Raw genomic sequence first — 19,895 nt, 5'->3', positions numbered from 1 at the left:
TCGACCCTGACAAGATGGAGATCCCCCATGTTCCGCACTTCCCTTCTGGCCCTGGCCTTTTCCGCGACTGCCACCTCGGCGCTCTGGGCTGGTGAGCAGTTCATCGATGAAACCGGCTATGCCGTGTCAGGCTATGACGTGGTGTCCTACTGGACCCTCGATCAGGTCGCGGTCGGCCAGTCCCAGCCCGCCCCGGAAAAGGGGCGTGCCAGCCTGACCGCCGACTACAACGGCGCCACCTTCGCCTTTGCCTCCGACGCCAATCGCGCCGCCTTCCTGGAAGATCCCGAGAAATACCTGCCGCAATACGATGGTCACTGCGCCTATGGTGTGGCCAAGGGCGGCAAGGTGCCGGGCAATCCGACGCTGTGGCGGATCGTGGACGGCAAGCTGTACCTGAACATCACCCAGACCGTTGTGGGCTTCTGGGAAGAGGATATTCCGGGTAACCTGCAACTGTCCGAAAGCAACTGGGTCGGGCTGGAAGAGGCCCCGGCCTCGGGCAACACCATTCCCAAGTGGTCGTCCGACGCGCCGCAGGCGAACTGACAGGCGGCCATTGGCCAGGGAGGCGAAGGCATCATGCGACTGCGACCGGGCGGCCCGTTATCGCGGCGAACCCTGCTTCTGGGCGGGCTCAGCGGCGCAGCCCTTGCCGCCGGGGGCTGGTACGCATGGATCCTGCGCCGACCCTTCGACGGACGGCAGATCACCCCGATCGAAGCGCATGATCTGGCCGCCGCAGGCCAGATCTTCCTGATCGACATTCGCCGCCCCGATGAATGGGCCGCCACCGGCGTGGGCGCGGGGGCGATGCCGCTGGACATGCGCCGCCCCGATTTCACCGAGGCCCTGGCGCGGCTGACCGCTGCCGATCCGGCAAGGCCCATCGCGCTGATCTGCGCGCGCGGGGTGCGGTCCAGCCAGTTGACGGCGCGGCTGGCCGAACAGGGGCTGACCAATCTTGTGGATGTGCCCGAAGGCATGGTCGGCTCGCGCGCCGGCCCCGGCTGGGTGGCGCGCGGCCTGCCGGTGCGGCAGGTACCCGGATGAGGGCGCGCGCGGCGTTGCTGCTGGGGGCTGCGGTTGCCTTGTGCGGTGGCGCGGCCTCGGCCTGTTCCGATCCGGGGGCCGTCTGCGAGATCGATGGCGGCACCTATCACGTGGCCTTGCCCGAGGCGGTCGAGGGGCCGATCCCGGCCCTGATCTGGCTGCACGGCTATGGCGGAACTGGCGCGGGCAGCCTGCGCACGCCGACCGTGGCGGCCCCGTTTCTGGCGCGGGGCTGGGCGGTGATCGCGCCCAATGGTTCGCCCATGGCGGGCAACCGGGCGGGCTATCGCTGGGACTTCCGCGGGCGCAACCCGGACGGGCGCGACGATGCCGCCTTCCTGACACAGGTGCGCGATGACGCGGCGGCCCGCTTTGGTCTTGATCCCGGTCAGGTCGTGCTGGGCGGGTTTTCCAACGGCGCCTTCATGGCCACCTATGTGGCCTGCGACACGCCTCGGGCTTTCACGGCCTATGCGCCGGTGGCGGGCACGTTCTGGCGGCCGCATCCCGAGACCTGCGAGGGCCCGGTCCGTCTGTTCCAGACCCACGGTTGGCGCGACACCACCGTGCCGCTGGAAGGCCGCCCCCTGGGCGGCGGCCGGTTCCTGCAAGGCGATGTGTTCGAGGCCATGAGCATCTGGCGTTCCGCCAACGGCTGTGCACGTCCCGATGCCAGCACCACAGGGCAGACCGATGGGTTCTTGCTGCGCCGCTGGTCGGATTGTGCCGAGGGGGCGGCGCTGCAATTCGCGTTGTTCGACGGCGGCCACACGGTGCCCAAAGGCTGGGCTGATCTGGTGCTGGACTGGATCGAAGACGCGGGCGGCGACTGAGCGCGCCCGCGCCTGCGGGCCTCAGGCCGGTTTGCGCCAGGGCTGGCCCTTGATCCATGCCACGCCAAAGGCGGTCAGGGTGATCAGCGCCATGCCAGTCAGATTGACCAGCCAGAAGTTCGGGGTGGTGCGCCCGATCACGTCCAGCCATGCGCCCAGGACCCGCGCCAGCCACATGGAGGTGATGAACACCGCCAGCGATTGTTGCCCGACCTTCAGGATGCATTTCAGGACAAAGCCCCAGGCCCGCGCCGCAAGGCCGGTGCCATGGGCGCGGATGTGCGACCCGCCGGGCCCCGCCAGCACCCAGAACACATAGGCCAGAAGCAGGAAGTGCACATAGCGCAGCAGCCCGAAGTCGGTCTTGGCGATCAGCACCCGATAGTCGGCCCGCCAGTCCTTGATCCAGTCCACATGGATAAAGATCTGCCAGCGGGCAAAGGGGATGGTCACCAGCAACAGAACTACCGCCAGCAGCACCAGATCCTTGCGCACCGGTGGCGCGGGCAGCCAGCCGCGAATGAAGGCAAAGCCGGTGAAGAAGATCAATTGCCAGCCGAAGGGGTTGAAGAACCACTCGCGATCCGTCCAGGGTTCCGCCGGCAGCGACAGCGCGCCGGTCTGCGTCACCAGCCAGATCGCGGCCGAGGCGCCCAGGGCCAGGTACGGATGGATCCGCGCCAGACCCATCATCAGCGGGATCATGGCCAGGATCACCAGGTACATGGGCAGGATGTCGAAGTAATTCGGCACGTAGCGCAGGGTCATCAGCCCGATCAGCTGTTGCTGGGTATTGTCGACGAAGAACGGATACAGGTTCAGGTCGCCGATATAGTCGCGCTCGAACAGGCCCGTGGCGTCCAGCGCGGCCAGGGTCATCGCCACCGCGAAGAACAACCCGATATGGGCCCAGTAGACCTGCCAGACCCGGTAGGAAATGCGCAGCGCCCCCATGCCCCAGCCGCGATCTGCAAAGACCCGGCCAAAGGCGATGGCCGAGGCCATGCCCGAGCAGAACACGAATATCTCGGTCGCGTCGGAAAAGCCGAACCGCGCCGGGATCCAGTTGGTAAAGGTGTTATAGGGGATATGCGCCATCAGGATGATGAACATCGCGATGCCGCGATAGAAATCCAGACGGATATCACGGACGCGGGCTGCCGGCGCAGCCGCCGCCTGCGCAGGCCGGGCCTGCGGGGGATCGGAACTCAGGGCACTCATGGGATCGGGTCTTTCCGGGTCGTTACTGGGCGGGCACCGCCATCGCGGGACGCCTCAGGTCGTTGATCATCTCGCGCCGCTGGCGGGCAAAGCTGTCTTCGGCCCCGTCGCGCAGGGCGCTGCGCGCGGCCAGAATATCCTCGACCGGGCCCAATTGCCCCGCGCGAATGCCCGCATCGATGGTGATGCGTTCGAAGACATCCCGCTGGGCATGGCTGCCGCCGGCCCGCTGCATGGCCGGACGGGCGGCGGTGAGGCTTTGGAACGCCTGCGCGTAGTTGCCTTCGCCGAAGGCTTCCAGCCCATGGGCCGCCGCCACACCGGGATGGTCGAACACCGGCGCATAATCAGTGGCCTGCGCCTGACCATCGGCCACGATGCGCGCCACCAGCTTGTGCGCGGCGGCGTCGCGGTCATCGCTGACCAGCGCCAGCAGATAGTGCAGATCGGCAAAGATCAGGCAGCCGTCGCCGACGCGGGATTCCGACAGATCGGCCAGTTCCTCCCAGCGGTTGCCCACGGGCACGCCTTCCAGTTCCAGCCGCATCAGCAGCGAAGTGGCGTTCGAGATATCGCGGTAGTCGTCGGTATGCTCGGCCCGGATCTTGTGGTCGTAAAGGTCCAGCACGGTGGCGTGGTCGCCCTGATCCAGGTGCATCAGCGCCTTGTGCCACCAGACGTGGAAGCGGAAATTGTTGCAATGGGCCCAGGCGGCTTCCTTGCCGCTCAGCCAGGCCAGCCCGCCCCGGCTGTCGCCGGTCATGTCGTGCACATGGGCCACCGCATGCAGGCCCCAGGCGTCGTCGGCGGCGCGTTCCAACCCGGCCTCGCCAGACTTGCGGGCCTCGGCGAAATGGCCGTTTTCTTCCAGCGCGAAGGCGTGGCAGCCCATGAGATAGCCCCTGGCCGCGTGATCTTCGCCGATCAGGGGCAGGGCGGTGTTCAGCCGCGCCAGCATCCGGCCCTTGTGCCCAAGGATGAAACGGATGGCATGGCTGATCTTCAGCGCCAGCGTGTCGGTGGGGTCGGTGTCCAGCACGCTTTCGACCCGGTCCGCCGCGCGTGCGGGGCTGCCGTCCAGCCAGGCGGCCAGCGCGTCGATGAAGGCGCGTTCGCGGGCGCTGTCGGCGCGGCCCTGACGGGCGGCCTGCAGCGCCTCGCGCGCCGTGGGGATCAATTCGCGCCGTCCCAGCAACAGCAGGAACAGCCCCTTGGTGGCGTGCCCGAGCGCAAACTCGGGCGCGGCCTTCAGGGTGGCCCCAAGATGATCCGGTGCCGAGGCCCCATGCGCCAGAAAGGCCAATTGCAGCGCGTTCCACGCCTCCACCGCGGTGGAGGTGTCCAACGAAACATCGCTGCCAAAAAGATCTGTCTGCACGGTCACGTCTCCACCTTGTTCAATTCCAGTTGTGGGAAGCGATCGCGGGCCTGTCCAGCGATGAAGCCCGAACCAACGGGTTTGTGTTCGAACGTGTGAAGAAGATGCGGCCAGATGCCTCGAAATACAGCCTATTCGGGTGGCTGTTTGGCGGAAAGGAAGGCTTTCAGTGCCTCGGTGTCGGCTCCGAAATTGGGGGGCGCGTGGTCGTAGCGGACCGGCGTGGCCGAAAGCTTCAGCGGATTTCCCAGCAGACGCACCGGCCCGGCTGGCCCCGGCATCTCGACCACCGCGTCGCGGGCCTGGGCCTGATCCGAGCCCAGGGCGCGGTCCAGCGTGTTGACCGGGCCGACCGGCACCTTGCGGGCTTCAAGCCCGGCGATAATGGCGTCGGTGGTATGGTCCCGCAGGGCAGCGGCGATCTGGGGCAGCAGGTCGTCGCGGTGCTTCAGCCGTGCCGGATTGGTGGCAAAGCGCGGGTCATCGGCCAGGTTCGCAAGATTCAGGAAATCGCAGAAACGGCGGAACTGGGCGTCATTGCCCACCGCCACGATCACATGGCCGTCGTGCGATTCGAAGACTTCATAGGGCACGATGTTGGGGTGGGCGTTGCCGCGCCGCTGGGGCAGGTTGCCCGAGGTCAGGTAGTTCACCCCTTCGTTGATCGTCCAGGCCATCTGGCTGTCGACCAGCGACAGGTCGATGTGCTGGCCCTCGCCGGTGGTCTCCCGGTGGCGCAGGGCGGCGAGGATGCCGATGGTGGCATACATCCCGCACATCACATCGGCGATGCCCACGCCCACTTTCATCGGCATGCCGTCGGCGGCGCCGGTCAGGCTCATGATGCCGCCGTAGCCCTGCGCCATCAGGTCATAGCCGGGCTTTTCACGGTTGGGTCCGGTGTGGCCGAATCCCGAGATCGAGCAATAGACAAGGTCGGGATGGCGCGCACAAAGTGTCTGGTGATCCAGCCCGAACGGGACCAGCCCGCCGGGTTTGAAGTTCTCGATCACGATATCGGCGCGGGCGGCCAGGGCTTCCAGCATGGCGCGGTCTTCCGGATTGCCGAGGTCCGCCGCCACGGACCGCTTGTTGCGGTTGGCGCACATGAAATAGGCCGACAGGTCGCTGTCGCTGCCATCCGCCTGGGGGGCATAGGGGGGGCCCCATTGCCGGGTGTCGTCGCCGCCGGTCTTCGGGTTTTCGATTTTCCAGACGGTGGCGCCCAGGTCGCCAAGAAGCTGGGTGCAGGTGGGACCGGCCAGAATACGGCTAAGGTCCAGCACGACGATCCCGTCCAGTGCACTGCGGGGTTCAGATGCGGCCATCATAGGCCTCCTTGTCGAAGATTGCGGCGATAACAGTAAAGCGGTCGGCAGTGAGCGCGTCGCGCAGGGCGGCTTGCAGCCCGGCGCGATCGGACACCGTGACGCCATGGCCACCAAAGGCCTGACCGATGGCGGCATAGTCATGTCGGGCGAAGTCGACGGCGCTGTTGGGCAGTTGCCGCTGGCGCTGTTTCAGCTCGATCAGGGCAAGGCTGGCATCGACGAAGACCACGATGATCGGTTTCAGCCCGCGTTCCTGTGCCGTGGCCAGCTCGCCCGCGACCATCAGGAATCCCGCGTCGCCGGTAAAGGCCACGACCGGGCGGTCCGGTTCGACGATTGCGGCGCCCAGGGCCAGCGGGATGGCGCAGCCCATGGTGCACAGCGCCGAGGATTGCAGGAGGCTGCGCGGGCCGGGGCAGGTCCACATCTGCGACAGCAGGATGCGATGCGCGCCGCTGTCGACGGTGGCAATCGTGTCGGGCGGCAGGGTGGCGCGGGCGGTGGCGACGATGGCGCCGGGCCCCCAGTCGGCACCCGTGGGAAAGGCGCAGGCCAGCGCGGCCCTGGCGGCATCCGGCGCCTTGTCGGACCATGTGGCACGGGGTGGGGCCCCTGCGGAAAGGGCCTTCAGGCTTTCGGCAACCCCGGCCTGAAAGGTCAGGCTGGATTGATGCATGTAGTGATGGTTGGGCACCGGGGCGATCTCGATCACCCGGTCCAAACTGGCATCCCAGATGTTGCGCCATCCCGGCCGCATCTCGATGGGATCATAGCCCAGCGTCAGGATCAGATCGGCGCTTTGCACCAGCGGCACCAGCGTGGCATCGGCCAGCGGTGACAGACCGGCACCGCCCAGACACAGGGGGTGCGATTCGTCCACGATCCCCTTGGCGCGATAGGTGGTGACGAAGGGCACGCCATGGGCTTCGGCAAACGTCTGCACCGCCGCGCCTGCGCCCTCGTTCAGGGCGTCCAGCCCGACCACCATGATCGGGCGATCGGCTTCGGCCAGCCATGCGCGGGCGGTGTCCAGATCCGGCCCGGCGGGCGCGGCAGGAGAGGCCAGCTGTCGCCGCGCGAAGGGTGAGGGCGGCGGGGCGGCAGCCACCGCCACGCTGATCGGAACATCGACGTGCACCGGGCCGGGGCGGGGCTCGGTGGCGATGGTGACGGCCTTGTCGGCGATCACATCGGCACTGCCCGTCGACAGGCGCAGGCTGGCCTTGGTGATCGGTGCGAAAACGGCGGCGTGATCCAGCACCTGATGGGTGTAGGTCTGGGCCTCGTCCTCGTCCACACAGCCGGTCAGAACGATCAGCGGCACGCGGTCCTGATGGGCGTTGCCGACCGAGTTGATGCCGTTCAGCGCCCCCGGTCCCAGAGTGGCGATCAGGATGCCCGGCGCCCCGGTGCGCGCCCAGACCGCCTCGGCCATGAAGCCGGCGGCGTTTTCATGCTTGACCAGAACAAACTCGATCCCGGCGCGGTTCAGGGCGTCCACAAGGGTCAGCACTTCGCCGCCCGGCATCCCGAAGGCATGGCGGCACCCGGCCTGATAAAGTCGTTGCGCCAGAACATCGGCGGCGCGGGTCTGTGGCGTCATGGGGGCCTCCGTCCGAGCGGGGCCAGAACGCCCCGACCACTGGCTATCACGGCGAGCGCTGGTGTCCATTGTGCTTCTGTCACACCCGCGCGAGAGCGCTGCCCAGAAACTTCCCCGATTTCGGGATTTCACTCTTGACGGGTCCGCCCCAGTCTCTTAGTCAGCGCGCACTCTCTGGCGGAGTAGCTCAGTTGGTTAGAGCAGCGGAATCATAATCCGCGTGTCGGGGGTTCAAGTCCCTCCTCCGCTACCAGTTCCCCCTCTCACATCCTTGGTCGGCCCGGTTTTGCGGCACAATGTCCGTCGGGCATTCTGGAAACCTGTTGTTTCCCGCAACACGTTATGACGGGTCCGAATCGAGAAACATCGACGCGGGCAGGAAAGCCCTGCTTGAGTTTCCTCAATGGGCAGGGATGACTATCCGGATATGAATGTATCTCCCCGAGCGCCGCGGATCGCCGGCCATCGTGCAAGACGGGAACCTTGATTTGCAAAGCGCACAGGCACTGAATCGGATGGGCGGATTGGGCATCGGGCTTGGCCTTGGTCTGCTGATATTGGCCGTTCTGTCGACCTTCGCCGGACCGGTGGCCGAGTTTGCCACAACCCGGCCCGTGGGGCAGGGATCGCTGGTCATCTATCTGGGGGTTGTGGTCACCGCGCTGGCCAGTTCGGCCCTGATCTATGCACCGGGTATCCTTCTGGCGCTGGGGCTGTCGGGACCTGTGCAAGGCATGACCTCGGTGGTCCTCAAGGGGCTGATCTGGTCGATGCTGTGGCTGACGCTGGCGCCCGGTGTTGTTTCGCTGGTGCTGCCCCAGCCTCTGACCGGGGTTGGGTTCAGTCTGTTTCTGATCCTGTCGGCGCTGCCCGGTGCCCTGCTGGTGGCGCGTCGCGGATTGCCCGAGGGCGCGGCCCTGAACGCCGGACAGGACATGGCCGCGCTGTTGGCGGTGCCCTTGCTGCTGCTGGCCCTGCTGCTGCCGAAATTCGTCTGGGAGAACTTCAATGGCGACGGGGTGCACAGCTATTATTCCCTGCGCAACATGGTCCTGACCGGCTCGCCATTCTGGCCGAAAGAGGCGGGCAACATGGCCTCCTACCCGTCGCTGTCGACCTCGTCGGCGGTGGTGTTCAGCTCTTTCACCCTGCGGTTTTTCGGCGAGAACGAATTGTCCGCGCGGTTGTCGGTGCTGCCGCAGATGTCCTTCCTGACGGTGGCGGTTCTGGGGCTGGTGCGCTGGCGCCGTCCGGTGCCGCTTGGCAACGGGGCGGTGGTCGCCCTTGGTCTGGCGCTGGTGCTGTTCGCCGCCACCCTCGGGTGGCACGCCACCTATCATCCGTCGTTTGCAGATATTGCCCTGCCGCTGGCGCGCGAACCGCTGGTGGTGGTGGCCGCGCTGGGGGTCATCTGGTTCTTCCTGCAGCGCGAATACCTCTGGCTGTTCGCCTTTCTGCTGCTGCTGCTGCTGTCGATCCCCTCGGCGGTGGGCCTGATCGGCATGTGGCTTGGCGCGGTGTTCCTGGTCTGGCGGCCGATTCCCTGGGCGCGCCTGTTTCTGGCCGGGGGGCTGACGGTGGCGGCCATGGCGGTGACCATGGTGGCACCAATGGTCATGGTGCATTTCGGCCTGCCGGTGCCGGGGGATGAGTTCAGTTCGGGCAACCTGCTGCGCCGGTTGCGCTTTGTCTCGGTCGCCGAGGTCGAGCGGTTCTGGTTCTGGCTGGTACCTTGCGGGTTGCTGCCGGGCCTGGCGGTGCTGACGTGGTTCTGGCAGGACCGCCTGTCGCGGGCCTTGTCGCTGGTGGCGCTGGGATATTTCGCGCTGTTCTACCTGCAGGCTTACCGCGTGTTGCCGCATCATTTCGCGCCGGTGCCGATCCTGTCGCTGATCGTGTTCTGGCGTCTGGCGCCGGTGGTGACGCGTCCGCGGCTGGCGACCGGGCTGGCACTGGCCGGTGTGGCGGCGGGCCTGTGGCTGGCGCGGCCCGACGATTGGGCGCCGAACACTGCCAGCACGTCCTTTGCCGCCGGCTGGCGTCTGGAGTCCATCGATCCGGGCGCGTTTCACGCCGAGGATGTCCGCGTTCTTCAGGATCTGATCAGCCTCGCCTTTTCGGAACAGGCGCTTGCCACCGAGGGGCTGGTGCGCGGCGCAGCCTCGCCGATCATGCTGTATTACTACGTCACCTCGACAGATCTGCCGGACATGCCGCCAGAATTCATCATGCGCAAGGGGGCTGCGCTGCCAGGCGAGGTGCTGATGGCCGAAAGCGACGGTCATGTCCTGGTGGCGACCTCGCCCGAGGCGGCCGAGGTCGGCTTGCTGCCGACACTGGCGCAATCCTCGGTCAACGCGCGGTTCTACGTGCCGCGGCGCATCCTGTTCGGAACCGGGCCGAAAGACGGACCGCGTCCGGTCTGGGATCTGGCCGCGCTGACCGGGCTGCGCTGAGGCGTCAGTCTTCGGTGGGGGGGGCGCTGTCCGGTGCGTCCTTGGCTGTTGGGGCTTCCACCCAGAACATCAGCAGCTCATAGAACACCGCCAGCACGATCGGTCCCATGAACAGGCCGATCAACCCGAAGGACAACGTGCCGCCGATCACGCCCAGCAGGATCACCAGCATCGGCGTGGTCAGACCCTGCGCCATAACGATGGGCCGCAGAATGTTGTCGACGGTGGCGACCGGGACCATATAGGCGGTGAACAGCAGGGCCGGCAACGTCCCCATCGAGGTCCAGGCCCAGATCACCAGCGGCAGGATCACCACCGCCGCGCCGACCTGGACGATGGCCAGGATCAGGGCGGCCAACGCGAACAGCCCTGCCGCCGGTACTCCGGCCACGATCAGACCGATGCCCAGCAGCATTGCCTGCAGCAGCGACACCCCGATCACGCCGCGCGCCACGTTGCGGATCGTGGCACCGGCCAGGTCCACGAAACCCGCCCCACGGTCGCCAATGATCCGACGCCCGAAATGCCGGATGCCGTCGGCCAGTTTCTGACCCGGCAGGAAAAGGAACCCGGCGATGATCATCGAGATGGTGAATTGCAGGATGCCGCCCGCCAGACCGGCGGCGATTTCCAGCAGATGAGTGCCCAGGTTCAGGACCGTTGCGCCATAGTCATGCAGGAAGGTTTCCAGATTGCCGGTCAACATGGTCCAGGCGTCGTTCAGATTGGGACCGATCACCGGGATATCGGCCAGCCACGTCGGCACCTTCAATTCAAGGGACTGGGTGCGGATCTTCTCGGCAAAACCGGCGACCGACCGGACGGTGCTGGTGACCAGCGCCGCCGCCGGGCCCAGGATGACCGATAGCCCGACCAGCGTCAGCAGGGTTGCCGCCAGTTTCCTGCGGCCGCCCAGACGGGCCGCCAGCCACGCATAGACCGGGTGCAACGCCACCGCCAGGACGACCGACCAGGTCACGATCGCCGCGAAAGGCGCCACCAGCCGCAGTGACAGATAGGCAAAAAGCGCCAGAAACCCCATGCGGATGGCCACGTCGATGGCGATGGCGTCCGTGCTGCGGGATGGTTTGGGGGCGGGAGCGTCGGTCATGAATCTGGCCTTTCGGATGCGCCCGGATCGGACGGGGGGCGTGAGGACGAAGTGTGGCGCGGTCGGACCGAATTGCCAAACGCCCCCACGATACTGCCGATCAGCACCGCGACATACAGGGTTCCGACGGCGGCCTCGAACCCGGCGCAGATCCGGGCCAGGGGATCCACCGGAAGAATATCGCCATAGCCCAGCGTGGTGATGGTCACGAGGCTGAAATAGACCAGCTGGCCATGCTCGGCGGGACCGTCGCGCAGGGCAAAGGCGCCGGGCCGCAGGTTTTCAATGTGAAGATAGAGAACCGACCAGACCAACGCCAACAGCACATAGCCGAACACGGCCCCCATCAGGCTGTCGAAGCTGCCGGCGCGCTCGCGCATCAGATAGGTAAAGACCAGCCACAGGGTGCCACCCAGCAGAAAGGCGGTCTCGACTGCCAGAAGCGAACCGGTGTCAAATCCGAACCTGTCCACCATACTGGTCAGGAACCAGATCACGACAATGAAATTTCCCACAACCTGCTTTTGCCCGGCAACATTGGCGGACTGGATGGTGCCGATGAAAGTCAGGGCCAGCAGACAAAGCGTGAGTGTTTCCACCCAGTTCGCCTTGCCGAAGGCGGGCTCCAGCAACATGCTGACGACCAGAAGGACAAGCAGCAGGCTCCACCTGCGGCGGGCAACGGCGGCGTGATAGCGTTTCAGCACGGTCATCTTCGACAGTTCTCGCGAGACGGTTATACAGACAAGGCCACGCCGTGGCGGCCTTGTCCATGTCAGAGAAGGAAATCAGGGATTGCGGGAAGGGGTCAGACCTTGGTGAACTTGCCCCGGTCGATCACGATGCCCCGCCCGTCAAAGACGTTGCGGCTGTCGAACACCAGACGGGCATGTTCGGCCACCAGCGCGTAGTCCACATGGGTGTGATCCGTGGTCACCAGCACCGCATCATAGCCCGCCAGCGCCCCGGCGCTCAGATCGATGCTTTGACGGCCCGCCAGATCGGGATCGTCGCGGGTCAGGGGCATCACCGGGAAATAGGGATCGTGGTAGTCCACCGTGACGCCCGCGGCTTCCAGATGACGCAGGATGGCAATGGCCGGGCTGACGCGGCTGTCTTCGATATCTTTCTTGTAGGACACGCCCAGCAGCAGCACCCGGGCTTGCGCCGCCGCCACACCGGCCTTGACCGACACATCGGCGATGATCCGTTGGGCGATGGTCGCCGGGGTGGTGTCTGTGTAGCTGCGCGCCAGATCGACCAGCGGCAGCGAGGATCCCACGTCGCGGGCCCGCCACGACAGGAACACCGGCGACACCGGGATGCAGTCGCCGCCGATCCCGGGACCGGGATAGAAGGGCATGTAGCCGAACGGCTTGGTGGCGGCGGCGGGAATCACGTCCCAGATGTCGATGCCCATCTGGTCCAGCGCCACCTTCATTTCGTTCACATAGGCGATGTTCACGGTACGGAAGGTGTTTTCCACCAGTTTCACCGCCTCGGCGATGGCGCAACTGTCCACCGGCACCGCCTGGGACACGACCTTTTCGTAGAAGGTCTTCAGCAGGTCGCGGGTGGCGGGATCGTCGCCACCGACGATCTTGGGGATGGTGTTGGTGTGATGCACTTCGTTGCCGGGATCCTCGCGCTCGGGCGAGAACCCCAGGAAGAAGTCCTTGCCCGCGCTCAGGCCGCTGTCTTCCAGCAGCGGGCGCAGCACCGTCTGGGTCGCGCCGGGCCAGACCGTGCTTTCCAGCACCACCAGCTGACCGGGTTGCAGATGCGCCGACAGGCTGGCGCCGGCCTTGCGCACATAGGCCAGATCAGGGTCACCGGCACTGTCCAGCGGGGTTGGCACGCAGATCAGGATGATGTCGGCAGCGCGGATCGCGGCGAAATCGTCGCTGGCCCCGAACCGCCCGCTGGCCACCGCAGTGGCAATGCGATCCTCGGCCAGATAGGTGATGACCCGCTGGCCGGCATTGATCGCCGCCACGCGGTCGGAATTCAGATCCACCCCGGTCACCCGGAACCCGGCCTCATGCACCGTCAGGGCCAAGGGCAACCCCACGTATCCTAGGCCGATCACGGCCACATGGGCCTGATCCGATTTGATTTTGTCTTTCAGGGTGCTGCTAAGCGAAAACTCGGTATTCATGGGACTATACGGCGTTGAACAAAGGGACCGGGCCACCCTAGCACACTCCGGCAGCAAACCACGAGTTGCAGGGCGATCTGGTTAAACTGTCGCGGCGTCAGGTCGCGGGGCAGGGCGTTGCGCCCCGCTTCTGGTCAACGGACTGGCAGCACGCCCGCGGATTCACCAACCCGCCCGATTGCGACGACGCAGCCTTGGCCACGGGGCAAACGGGGTGCTAGACCTTGAAGCAACGGGCGATTTGAAGGGTTTCAGGTGACATGAAGGTATTGATCACAGGCGGCGCAGGGTTCATCGGCTCGCATCTGGCGGATCGGCTGGTGGCCGAGGGGCACAGCATTGACGTGCTGGACGATCTGTCCACGGGGCGGCTTGAGAATCTGTCGGACGCGATGGCCAGCGGCAAGGTGACTTTCACCGAAGGCAACATTCTGGATCGCGATCTTGTCGAACGGATGGTGGCCGAGGCCGATCTGGTCTTCCACCTGGCCGCCGCTGTCGGGGTCAAGTTGATCATGGAGGAACCCAGCCGCTCCATCCTGACCAACATCAACGGCACCGAGAACGTGCTGACCGCAGCCCTGACCGACAAGACGCCGGTCTATGTGGCCTCGACCTCGGAAGTCTACGGCAAGGCCCGCAAGTTCCCCTTCTCGGAAGACGACGACCTGACGCTGGGGGCGACCAAAAACCTGCGCTGGTCCTATGCCTGCGCCAAGATGCTGGATGAATTCCTGGCGCTGGCCTATGCCCGCGAAAAGGATCTGCCGGTCGTGGTGCTGCGGTTCTTCAACACCACCGGGCCGCGCCAGACCGGGCGCTATGGCATGGTGCTGCCCAATTTCGTGCAGGCCGCGCTGGAGGGCCGTCCGCTGAAGGTGCACGGCACCGGCGAGCAGACCCGTTGTTTCGGCCATGTGAAAGACGTGATCGAGGCGCTGATGCGGCTGATGGAAACCCCCGAGGCACAGGGCCGTGTGTTCAACATCGCCAATGACGAGGAAGTGTCGATCAAGGCGCTGGCCGAGCAGGTGATCGCCGCCACCGGATCGACCTCGTCGATCGAACTGGTCGCCTATGACACGGTCTATCCCGAGGGGTTCGAGGACATGAACCGCCGCCTGCCGGATGTCTCGCGCCTGAAAGAAGTCACCGGGTTCCGGCCCGAGCGGCCCCTGTCCGAGATCATCGACGACATCATCGCCGAGAAACGCGCCCAGATGGCTGGCTGAGGGGCTTCCCCGTGGCCGATATCGTCATCGGATCCGGCCCTTCCGGCATTGCCGCCGTGAAGGCGCGGCTGGCGCTGGGGCGCGCGGTGATCCTTCTGGACGGCGGCAAGACGCTTGAGCCGGAACAGGCAGGCGCGCGTGACGCGCTGGCAGACGCAGACCCCGCGACGTGGGCGGCGGTGGATGTGGCGCGCTACAAATCCGGTCAGTACGGTGCCACGCCGGGTCAGATCCGCAAGTTCGGCTCGGATTTCGCGATGGAGCCCGCGGCGGAAACCTTTGCCGAGGCCGGGCCGGTTGCCCTGCGCGCCTCGCGCGCTGTGGGCGGGCTGTCGAACCTCTGGGGCACGGCGGTGCTGCCCTATGCGGCGCGCGACATGGCGGGCTGGCCGATCACGGCGCAGGATCTGGCGCCGCATTACCGCGCGGTGCTGGGATTCCTGCCAGTGTCGGCGCGCCGCGATGCGCTGGCCGACCTTCTGCCCGACGGCTTGCCCGAAGCGCCGTCGCTGTTGACGCCTTCGCCGCAAGCGCGGGTGCTGCTGGCGCGGGCGGAGGCACGCGCCGACAAACTGGCGGCGCAGGGCCTTCGCATCGGGGCGGCGCGACAGGCGGTGCGCGCCGATTGCCGACAGTGCGGATTGTGCCTGCATGGCTGTCCCACCGGCACCATGTGGTCGGCGGCAGACACGCTGCGCGACATGCTGGGCGATCCCCGGCTGGACCATCGCCCCGGACAGATCGTGCGCGCCATCGACGAGACCGACACGGGCGTCGAGGTTCACCTGTCGGACGGACGCCGGGTGTCGGGCGACCGGCTGTTTCTGGCGGCCGGGGTTCTGGAAACGGCGCGGATTCTGCTGGCGTCGACCGGGTTCGAAGCCGACAGCCTGACCCTTCGCGAAAGCCAGCACGGGTTCCTGCCTGCCCTGCAGATCCGGCCCAACCGGCGGCGGCCCGACCGATTGCCGCATCATACGCTGCCGCAGATGTTCGTGGAATTGTCCGACGACGCGGTCTCGCCGCATCTGGTGCACGGGCAGGTGTATACGTGGAACGATTTCTATGCTCGTGATCTGCTGCAGACCTATGGCGCGAAACTGCCTTTCAGTGCGCCGGTCTGGCCGGTGCTGGCGCGGCGGCTGATCGTGACACAACTGTTCCTGCATTCGGATCATTGTGCCCGCATTATCCTGCGGCGGGCTGCCGATGGCCGGCTTCAGGCGCAGGTCAGCTTGCCCGAAGACACCCATGCCCGCCTGCAATCTGCGGGGCGTACACTGGCCAAGGGACTGAAACACTTGGGGTTGGCCGGGCTGCCCTTCGCCACCCGGCTGGGCGCGCCCGGTTCCAGCTTTCACGTGGGTGCAAGCCTGCCCATGTCCGAAACGCCAGACGCGCGGGGGGCGGACCCCCTTGGGCGGCCGGCGGGAGCCTCGCGGCTGCATGTGGTGGATGCCTCGGTCCTGCCGGCGATCGCTGCCACCACCATCACCCTGCCGGTGATGGCCAACGCCTATCGCATTGCCACCGAAGCGCCCGCGTAGCTGGCGCCGTTTTCGAAGGCCCCGGCGTCCAGCACCTGCGCCAGTTCGGTCTTGCCCGCACGGTGGGCCGCGCGCGCCAACGCTGCGCCGTATTGCGCCAGAACCCGATCCTCGCGCCAGGTGGATGTGAAGGCCTGCCGGGCGGCGGCGGACAGGGCTGCCCGCTCTGGCGCGCTGCCTTGCAGGGTCGTCATTGCCGCGATCAACTCGTCCTCGGTTTCGAACAGGGTGCCGGCCCCGGCATGTTCGACGATCTCGGGGAAGGGGCCCAGGCGGCGGGCGATGACCGGGGTGCCCAGACGGAAGCTTTCGATCAGGATGATGCCGAAGGTCTCATAGCAGACCGAAGGCACGATCAGCCCCAGCGCGCCCCGATAATAGGCCGCCAGTTCATCCGGGGACTTGCGGCCCAGGAAACGGATGCGCGGGTTGTCCTTTGCCAGATCCTTCAGGGCCGGAGCATAGTCGCCATCGCCCAGGATCAGCAGGTCGGCATCGGGATATTTGTCCATCGCCGGGAACACGTCTTGCAAGCCCTTGATCTTCTCAAGCCGTCCGACGAACAGGAAATAGGGGCGGGGATGCCCGGAGAAGGGTTCGGTGGCCTGGTGGTCGAGATCGGGCAGGAAATAGGGCAGCACCTCCATCTCTTGCCGCAGGCCGAAATCGCGATGCTTGCGGCGGCTGAATTCGCTTTTCGCGACGATCAGATCGGCCTTGTCCATCTGCCGGTCAAGATAGCCGGTATAGCGCCACACCTGCGGCGGGCGCTTGAAGCTGAGCACGCAGCGCAGGCAGTCCTTCTTGTCGCAAAGCTCCCGGTTATAGCGCCACAGCACATGCGAGGGGCAGACCAGCCAATGCTCATGCGCCTCGTAAAGTTTCAGGCCGCTGCCATAGTCCAGAATGCCCGGCCCGCCCACCAGCGACACGTTGTTGTACCAGGTGATATCATACGCCCGTTCCGCCGTGATCTCGCGCAGGCGGGCGGCATGCACCACCGGGCGACCGGTCTGCTGGGTCAGCAGGTTCGACGCCAGGCCTGAGCGGCTGCGCAACCCGATGCGGATGACCCCGTCGTCGGGCGGATCGCCCGCGGGGGGCTTGCCGCCGAGGATCAGGAAGGAGTCCTCGTCATGCACCACTGTCACCCGATGGCCGCGCGCCACCAGCGCCTGCGCCATCCGCTGGGTGCCGATGGCATCGCCGCCGAAGGAATAGGGCGGGTAGAAGGTGGTGAACATCAGGATGTCGAGGCTTCTCATGAGGGCGTGTCCTGAGTTTTGGGAGCAGCAGCGGGCGCGGCAGGCCGGAACAGGCCGCTGAGATAGCTTTGGGTCATGGCCAGCCGCCGGCGCATGGTGATCATGGCAACGCCGGCATAAAGCCCGATGCCGACCACGGCCTTGATCAGCAGTGTCGGGAAGGCGGGAAGCCCCAGAAGGTAGGGGTCGATCACCCGAAGACCCAACACCATGATCAGACCGCCGAACAGCGTGGCGAAATGCGGGCGCATCAGGCGCGAGATCGACAGGCTGGCATGACGTCCGATCAGCCACCAGCGCAGCGGCGACAGCAGATAGGCAGTGGCCACATAGGCGATCACCATCCATTCCAGCTTCTGCCCACTCAGCGCAACAAGGGCCAGCGTGCCCGAGATCAGCGCCGCATTGGCCAGGAAGGCCAATTCCCGCACATGACCGAAGGCAAAGGCAAAGGCTTCTTCAATCTTCGCGATACACAGGAAAAACCCGTAGAACGCCAGAACCGACAACACCGGGGCTGCGGGCAGCCACTTCTCGCCGCCAAACAGCACCACCACCTGTTCCGAGACGATGGCCAGCCCGAAGAAGGCCGGCAAGGCCACGAAACTGGCAACGCGCAGGATATCCAGCAGCAACTCGCCAGCGGTGTTGCCGATGCTGCGCTGCGCGGTGAACGACGGCAGCGCCGCCATGCGCAGCGGGGTAACGATGAGAAACGAGCAGATCTCGACCAGCCGCCATGCGATCGTGTAGAACCCGAGGCTGGCCGGACCCAGGGTGGCGCCAATGACGATCGAGGGCATCTGCGCATTGGCCATTTCCGCGCCACGCATCCCGATCACATGCGAGCCGAAGGAGGTCAGCATCCGCAGGCGCCGGGGATCGAATTGCAGGCTGGGCCGCCAGTCCACGGCGCGCCAGGCCAGCACGACGTTGGTCAGGTTCAGGGCGATGCGCTGAAAGATCAGCGCCCAGACCCCAAAGCCCGTCAGTGCCAGTCCCAGCCCGACGATGCCACCGCTGACAACCCCGGCAACCGCCCGGATGGCCAGCGGGCGCAGGCGCATCTGGCGGCGCAGCAGGGCCACCGGCACCGCGGTGATCGCTGTGGTGAAAACAATCGGCACCGCGGCCCACATCAGGTACTGGACCTGCTTGATGCCATAGAAGGCCGCAACCAGCGGCCCGCCAAAAAACAGGATCAGCGACAACAGCGCGCCAAAGGCCGCCAGCGCCCAGAACACCGTGTTGATGTCCGAATCGGTGATGTCACGGGCCGAAAAGACGTATTCCGACAGGGTTTCGCGGACCAGACCTTCGCCCAGCAGGATCGGCACGATGGCCATGGTCAGCAGGCCGAAAGACTCGGCCCCCAGCAGGCGCGACAACAGCATGAACACAAGGAAATTGACCAACTGTTCCGACCAGTTGCCCACGGCCATCCAGGCGACGCCTTTGGAAAATCTTTGTTTGGTCGCCATGGTTACAATGTCCGGTCGGTACGGCCCCTGTCCTTTGCGGCGCGGTGCAAACCGCGCACCACATCCGATTCTGACGATCGATGGCGCCACAATCTACTGGTTACCGTGGCCTCGTTAATGGAGTGATACACCAGAATCACCCTGCAACCAGTTGGTTTTCTGGACTTGTCTGCGTGACCGCCGGCACGGTTGCGGGCCGAATCGGGTCTTGAGTGTGTCGGCGGACTCACCCGCGCAGCCATCCCGAGAAATCCTCGCCCAACAGATCGCCCAGTTGGGCCACGTCGTCCTGCAGGCGACTCACCAGAATTGCGCGGGCCTCCGGGGAGATCGCGGGGCGCTGGTCGCGCAGGTTGAACCCGGCGATCAAGTCGCGCACCTGCCAGCGCAGGCGGCGCGGCAGAACCGCGCCCAGTGTCCCGGTGATCGGATTGGGCTTCATCAGGAAATCCTGAAACGCCGCGTTGCGGGGCACGCCCCCGGCATTGTGCCGCTTGCCGACATCGGGCCGGTGCGCGGTGTCGGCGCCGATGAAGGTCTGAACCTCGGCCACCATGGCGGCGGGATCTGCGTCGAAATCCTCGTAGCGGCGCACAAGGATCTGGTCGCGGGGAAACAGGGCAAGGAAGCGCGCCAGTTGTTCGCCGTAGCGCGGGAAGCTGGAATAGCCGAACATCGGCTGCCAGCCCTTGGCAAGTCGGCTGTCCTCGGCCTTCAGCGCCTCGGTGAAGTCGGTCAATGGTTCGATCCGCAGCTTTTGGGCGCGCATGAAATGCGAAAACGCCTGCTCGATGGGATTGCGCAGGATCACCACAAGCCGCGCCTCGGGCACGTGATGATGGATGCGCGCGGCCGAACGGGGTTCGTAGAGGTACAGCGGCGAGGCCTCGCCCAGGATCGCGCCCTCGGGGGCGGGGTCGAACAGCGCCTGATAGCGGGCCAGATCGGTGATCGAATTGTTGATGAAATCGGCGCCCGGTCCCTGGCAGTCCAGGTTCAGCCCCTCGTAGCAGAAAAAGTTCGGCTCCTTGCCGTCGGGCATGAACACATCCGGCGCCTGCCGCAGGTATTCATACAGGGCCGTGGTGCCGGCGCGCGCGGCCCCGATGATCAGGAAATCAGGCATGCGCGACATCGGCGGTCTCCTTGTCCAGTTGGGCTTTTGCGCGCGGCCAGTCTTGCAGCGCGAAAGGAAACGCCCAGTGAACGGATGAATGGTTCACGCC

At 65.9% G+C, this 19,895-nt stretch carries 16 protein-coding genes and 1 tRNA gene; 7 read left to right on the top strand and 10 right to left on the bottom strand.

Annotated elements, in window-relative coordinates; all coding sequences use genetic code 11:
* Positions 1-27 precede the first annotated feature (27 nt).
* Genes ACP15K_RS00660 through ACP15K_RS00650 form a run of 3 tightly spaced genes read left to right on the top strand, consistent with a single transcriptional unit; the run spans position 28 to position 1,886 of the window.
* On the top strand, positions 28-549 hold the full coding sequence (locus ACP15K_RS00660) for a YHS domain-containing (seleno)protein (RefSeq protein ID WP_193139297.1): 522 nt from the start codon (positions 28-30) through the stop codon (positions 547-549).
* Positions 550-582: 33 nt separating this feature from the next.
* Entirely contained in the window at positions 583-1,053 is a 471-nt protein-coding gene (locus tag ACP15K_RS00655; protein ID WP_193139295.1) for a rhodanese-like domain-containing protein, read from the top strand.
* Positions 1,050-1,886: an alpha/beta hydrolase family esterase gene (locus tag ACP15K_RS00650; protein ID WP_193139293.1), complete on the top strand. Its 837-nt coding sequence runs from the start codon at positions 1,050-1,052 to the stop codon at positions 1,884-1,886. Before ACP15K_RS00655 ends, ACP15K_RS00650 begins: the two co-directional genes overlap by 4 nt.
* Before the next feature lie 21 nt (positions 1,887-1,907).
* On the opposite strand, the gene ACP15K_RS00645 is transcribed toward ACP15K_RS00650, so the two are convergent.
* The 4 genes from ACP15K_RS00645 to ACP15K_RS00630 form a co-directional block, all read right to left on the bottom strand.
* A complete protein-coding gene (locus ACP15K_RS00645; RefSeq protein WP_424989576.1) occupies positions 1,908-3,107 on the bottom strand; it encodes an OpgC family protein in 1,200 nt (399 codons plus the stop codon).
* 22 nt (positions 3,108-3,129) lie between these two features.
* Positions 3,130-4,485 carry a tetratricopeptide repeat protein gene (locus ACP15K_RS00640; protein ID WP_424989575.1) on the bottom strand — a complete coding sequence of 452 codons (1,356 nt, stop codon included), beginning with the start codon at positions 4,483-4,485 and terminating at the stop codon, positions 3,130-3,132.
* Between the two features lie 131 nt (positions 4,486-4,616).
* The gene (locus tag ACP15K_RS00635; protein WP_394355437.1) at positions 4,617-5,813 is read right to left on the bottom strand and encodes a CaiB/BaiF CoA transferase family protein; all 1,197 of its coding nucleotides are present in this window, start codon (positions 5,811-5,813) and stop codon (positions 4,617-4,619) included.
* The gene (locus ACP15K_RS00630; RefSeq protein WP_193139285.1) at positions 5,800-7,419 is read right to left on the bottom strand and encodes a thiamine pyrophosphate-binding protein; all 1,620 of its coding nucleotides are present in this window, start codon (positions 7,417-7,419) and stop codon (positions 5,800-5,802) included. The genes ACP15K_RS00635 and ACP15K_RS00630 overlap by 14 nt, the downstream gene beginning before the upstream one ends.
* 176 nt (positions 7,420-7,595) lie before the next feature.
* Between ACP15K_RS00630 and ACP15K_RS00625 the strand changes: the two genes are divergently transcribed.
* Together ACP15K_RS00625 and ACP15K_RS00620 are read left to right on the top strand one after the other, a co-directional pair.
* Positions 7,596-7,672: transfer RNA gene (locus ACP15K_RS00625), tRNA-Met, on the top strand.
* 178 nt (positions 7,673-7,850) lie between these two features.
* Entirely contained in the window at positions 7,851-9,875 is a 2,025-nt protein-coding gene (locus tag ACP15K_RS00620) for a hypothetical protein (protein ID WP_424989574.1), read from the top strand.
* Positions 9,876-9,879: 4 nt separating this feature from the next.
* On the opposite strand, the gene ACP15K_RS00615 is transcribed toward ACP15K_RS00620, so the two are convergent.
* From ACP15K_RS00615 to ACP15K_RS00605, 3 genes are all read right to left on the bottom strand, one after another.
* Positions 9,880-10,986 carry an AI-2E family transporter gene (locus tag ACP15K_RS00615; RefSeq protein ID WP_193139280.1) on the bottom strand — a complete coding sequence of 369 codons (1,107 nt, stop codon included), beginning with the start codon at positions 10,984-10,986 and terminating at the stop codon, positions 9,880-9,882.
* A complete protein-coding gene (locus ACP15K_RS00610) occupies positions 10,983-11,699 on the bottom strand; it encodes a potassium channel family protein (RefSeq protein ID WP_193139278.1) in 717 nt (238 codons plus the stop codon). Before ACP15K_RS00610 ends, ACP15K_RS00615 begins: the two co-directional genes overlap by 4 nt.
* Before the next feature lie 95 nt (positions 11,700-11,794).
* Positions 11,795-13,144 carry a nucleotide sugar dehydrogenase gene (locus ACP15K_RS00605; RefSeq protein ID WP_193139276.1) on the bottom strand — a complete coding sequence of 450 codons (1,350 nt, stop codon included), beginning with the start codon at positions 13,142-13,144 and terminating at the stop codon, positions 11,795-11,797.
* A 260-nt stretch (positions 13,145-13,404) separates the two neighbouring features.
* Between ACP15K_RS00605 and ACP15K_RS00600 the strand changes: the two genes are divergently transcribed.
* Positions 13,405-14,376, top strand: coding sequence for an NAD-dependent epimerase/dehydratase family protein (locus ACP15K_RS00600; protein WP_193139274.1), 972 nt, complete (start codon positions 13,405-13,407; stop codon positions 14,374-14,376).
* 11 nt (positions 14,377-14,387) lie between these two features.
* Positions 14,388-15,923: a GMC oxidoreductase gene (locus ACP15K_RS00595; RefSeq protein ID WP_424989573.1), complete on the top strand. Its 1,536-nt coding sequence runs from the start codon at positions 14,388-14,390 to the stop codon at positions 15,921-15,923.
* On the opposite strand, the gene ACP15K_RS00590 is transcribed toward ACP15K_RS00595, so the two are convergent.
* From ACP15K_RS00590 to ACP15K_RS00580, 3 genes are all read right to left on the bottom strand, one after another.
* Positions 15,893-17,188 carry a glycosyltransferase family 4 protein gene (locus tag ACP15K_RS00590; protein ID WP_193139269.1) on the bottom strand — a complete coding sequence of 432 codons (1,296 nt, stop codon included), beginning with the start codon at positions 17,186-17,188 and terminating at the stop codon, positions 15,893-15,895. The two genes, ACP15K_RS00595 and ACP15K_RS00590, sit on opposite strands and share 31 nt — an antisense overlap.
* Positions 17,185-18,669 carry a lipopolysaccharide biosynthesis protein gene (locus ACP15K_RS00585; RefSeq protein ID WP_424989572.1) on the bottom strand — a complete coding sequence of 495 codons (1,485 nt, stop codon included), beginning with the start codon at positions 18,667-18,669 and terminating at the stop codon, positions 17,185-17,187. Before ACP15K_RS00585 ends, ACP15K_RS00590 begins: the two co-directional genes overlap by 4 nt.
* Positions 18,670-18,895: 226 nt before the next feature.
* Positions 18,896-19,804 (bottom strand): sulfotransferase family protein, encoded by a 909-nt coding sequence (locus ACP15K_RS00580; protein WP_424989571.1) that lies wholly within the window; start codon positions 19,802-19,804, stop codon positions 18,896-18,898.
* Between the last annotated feature and the right edge of the window lie 91 nt (positions 19,805-19,895).

The sequence above is a fragment of the Fluviibacterium sp. S390 genome, assembly GCF_049800695.1.
Classification (GTDB): domain Bacteria; phylum Pseudomonadota; class Alphaproteobacteria; order Rhodobacterales; family Rhodobacteraceae; genus Meridianimarinicoccus.
Note: the sequence above shows the minus strand (reverse complement) of the source record. Positions and strands in the feature narration are given on the sequence as shown.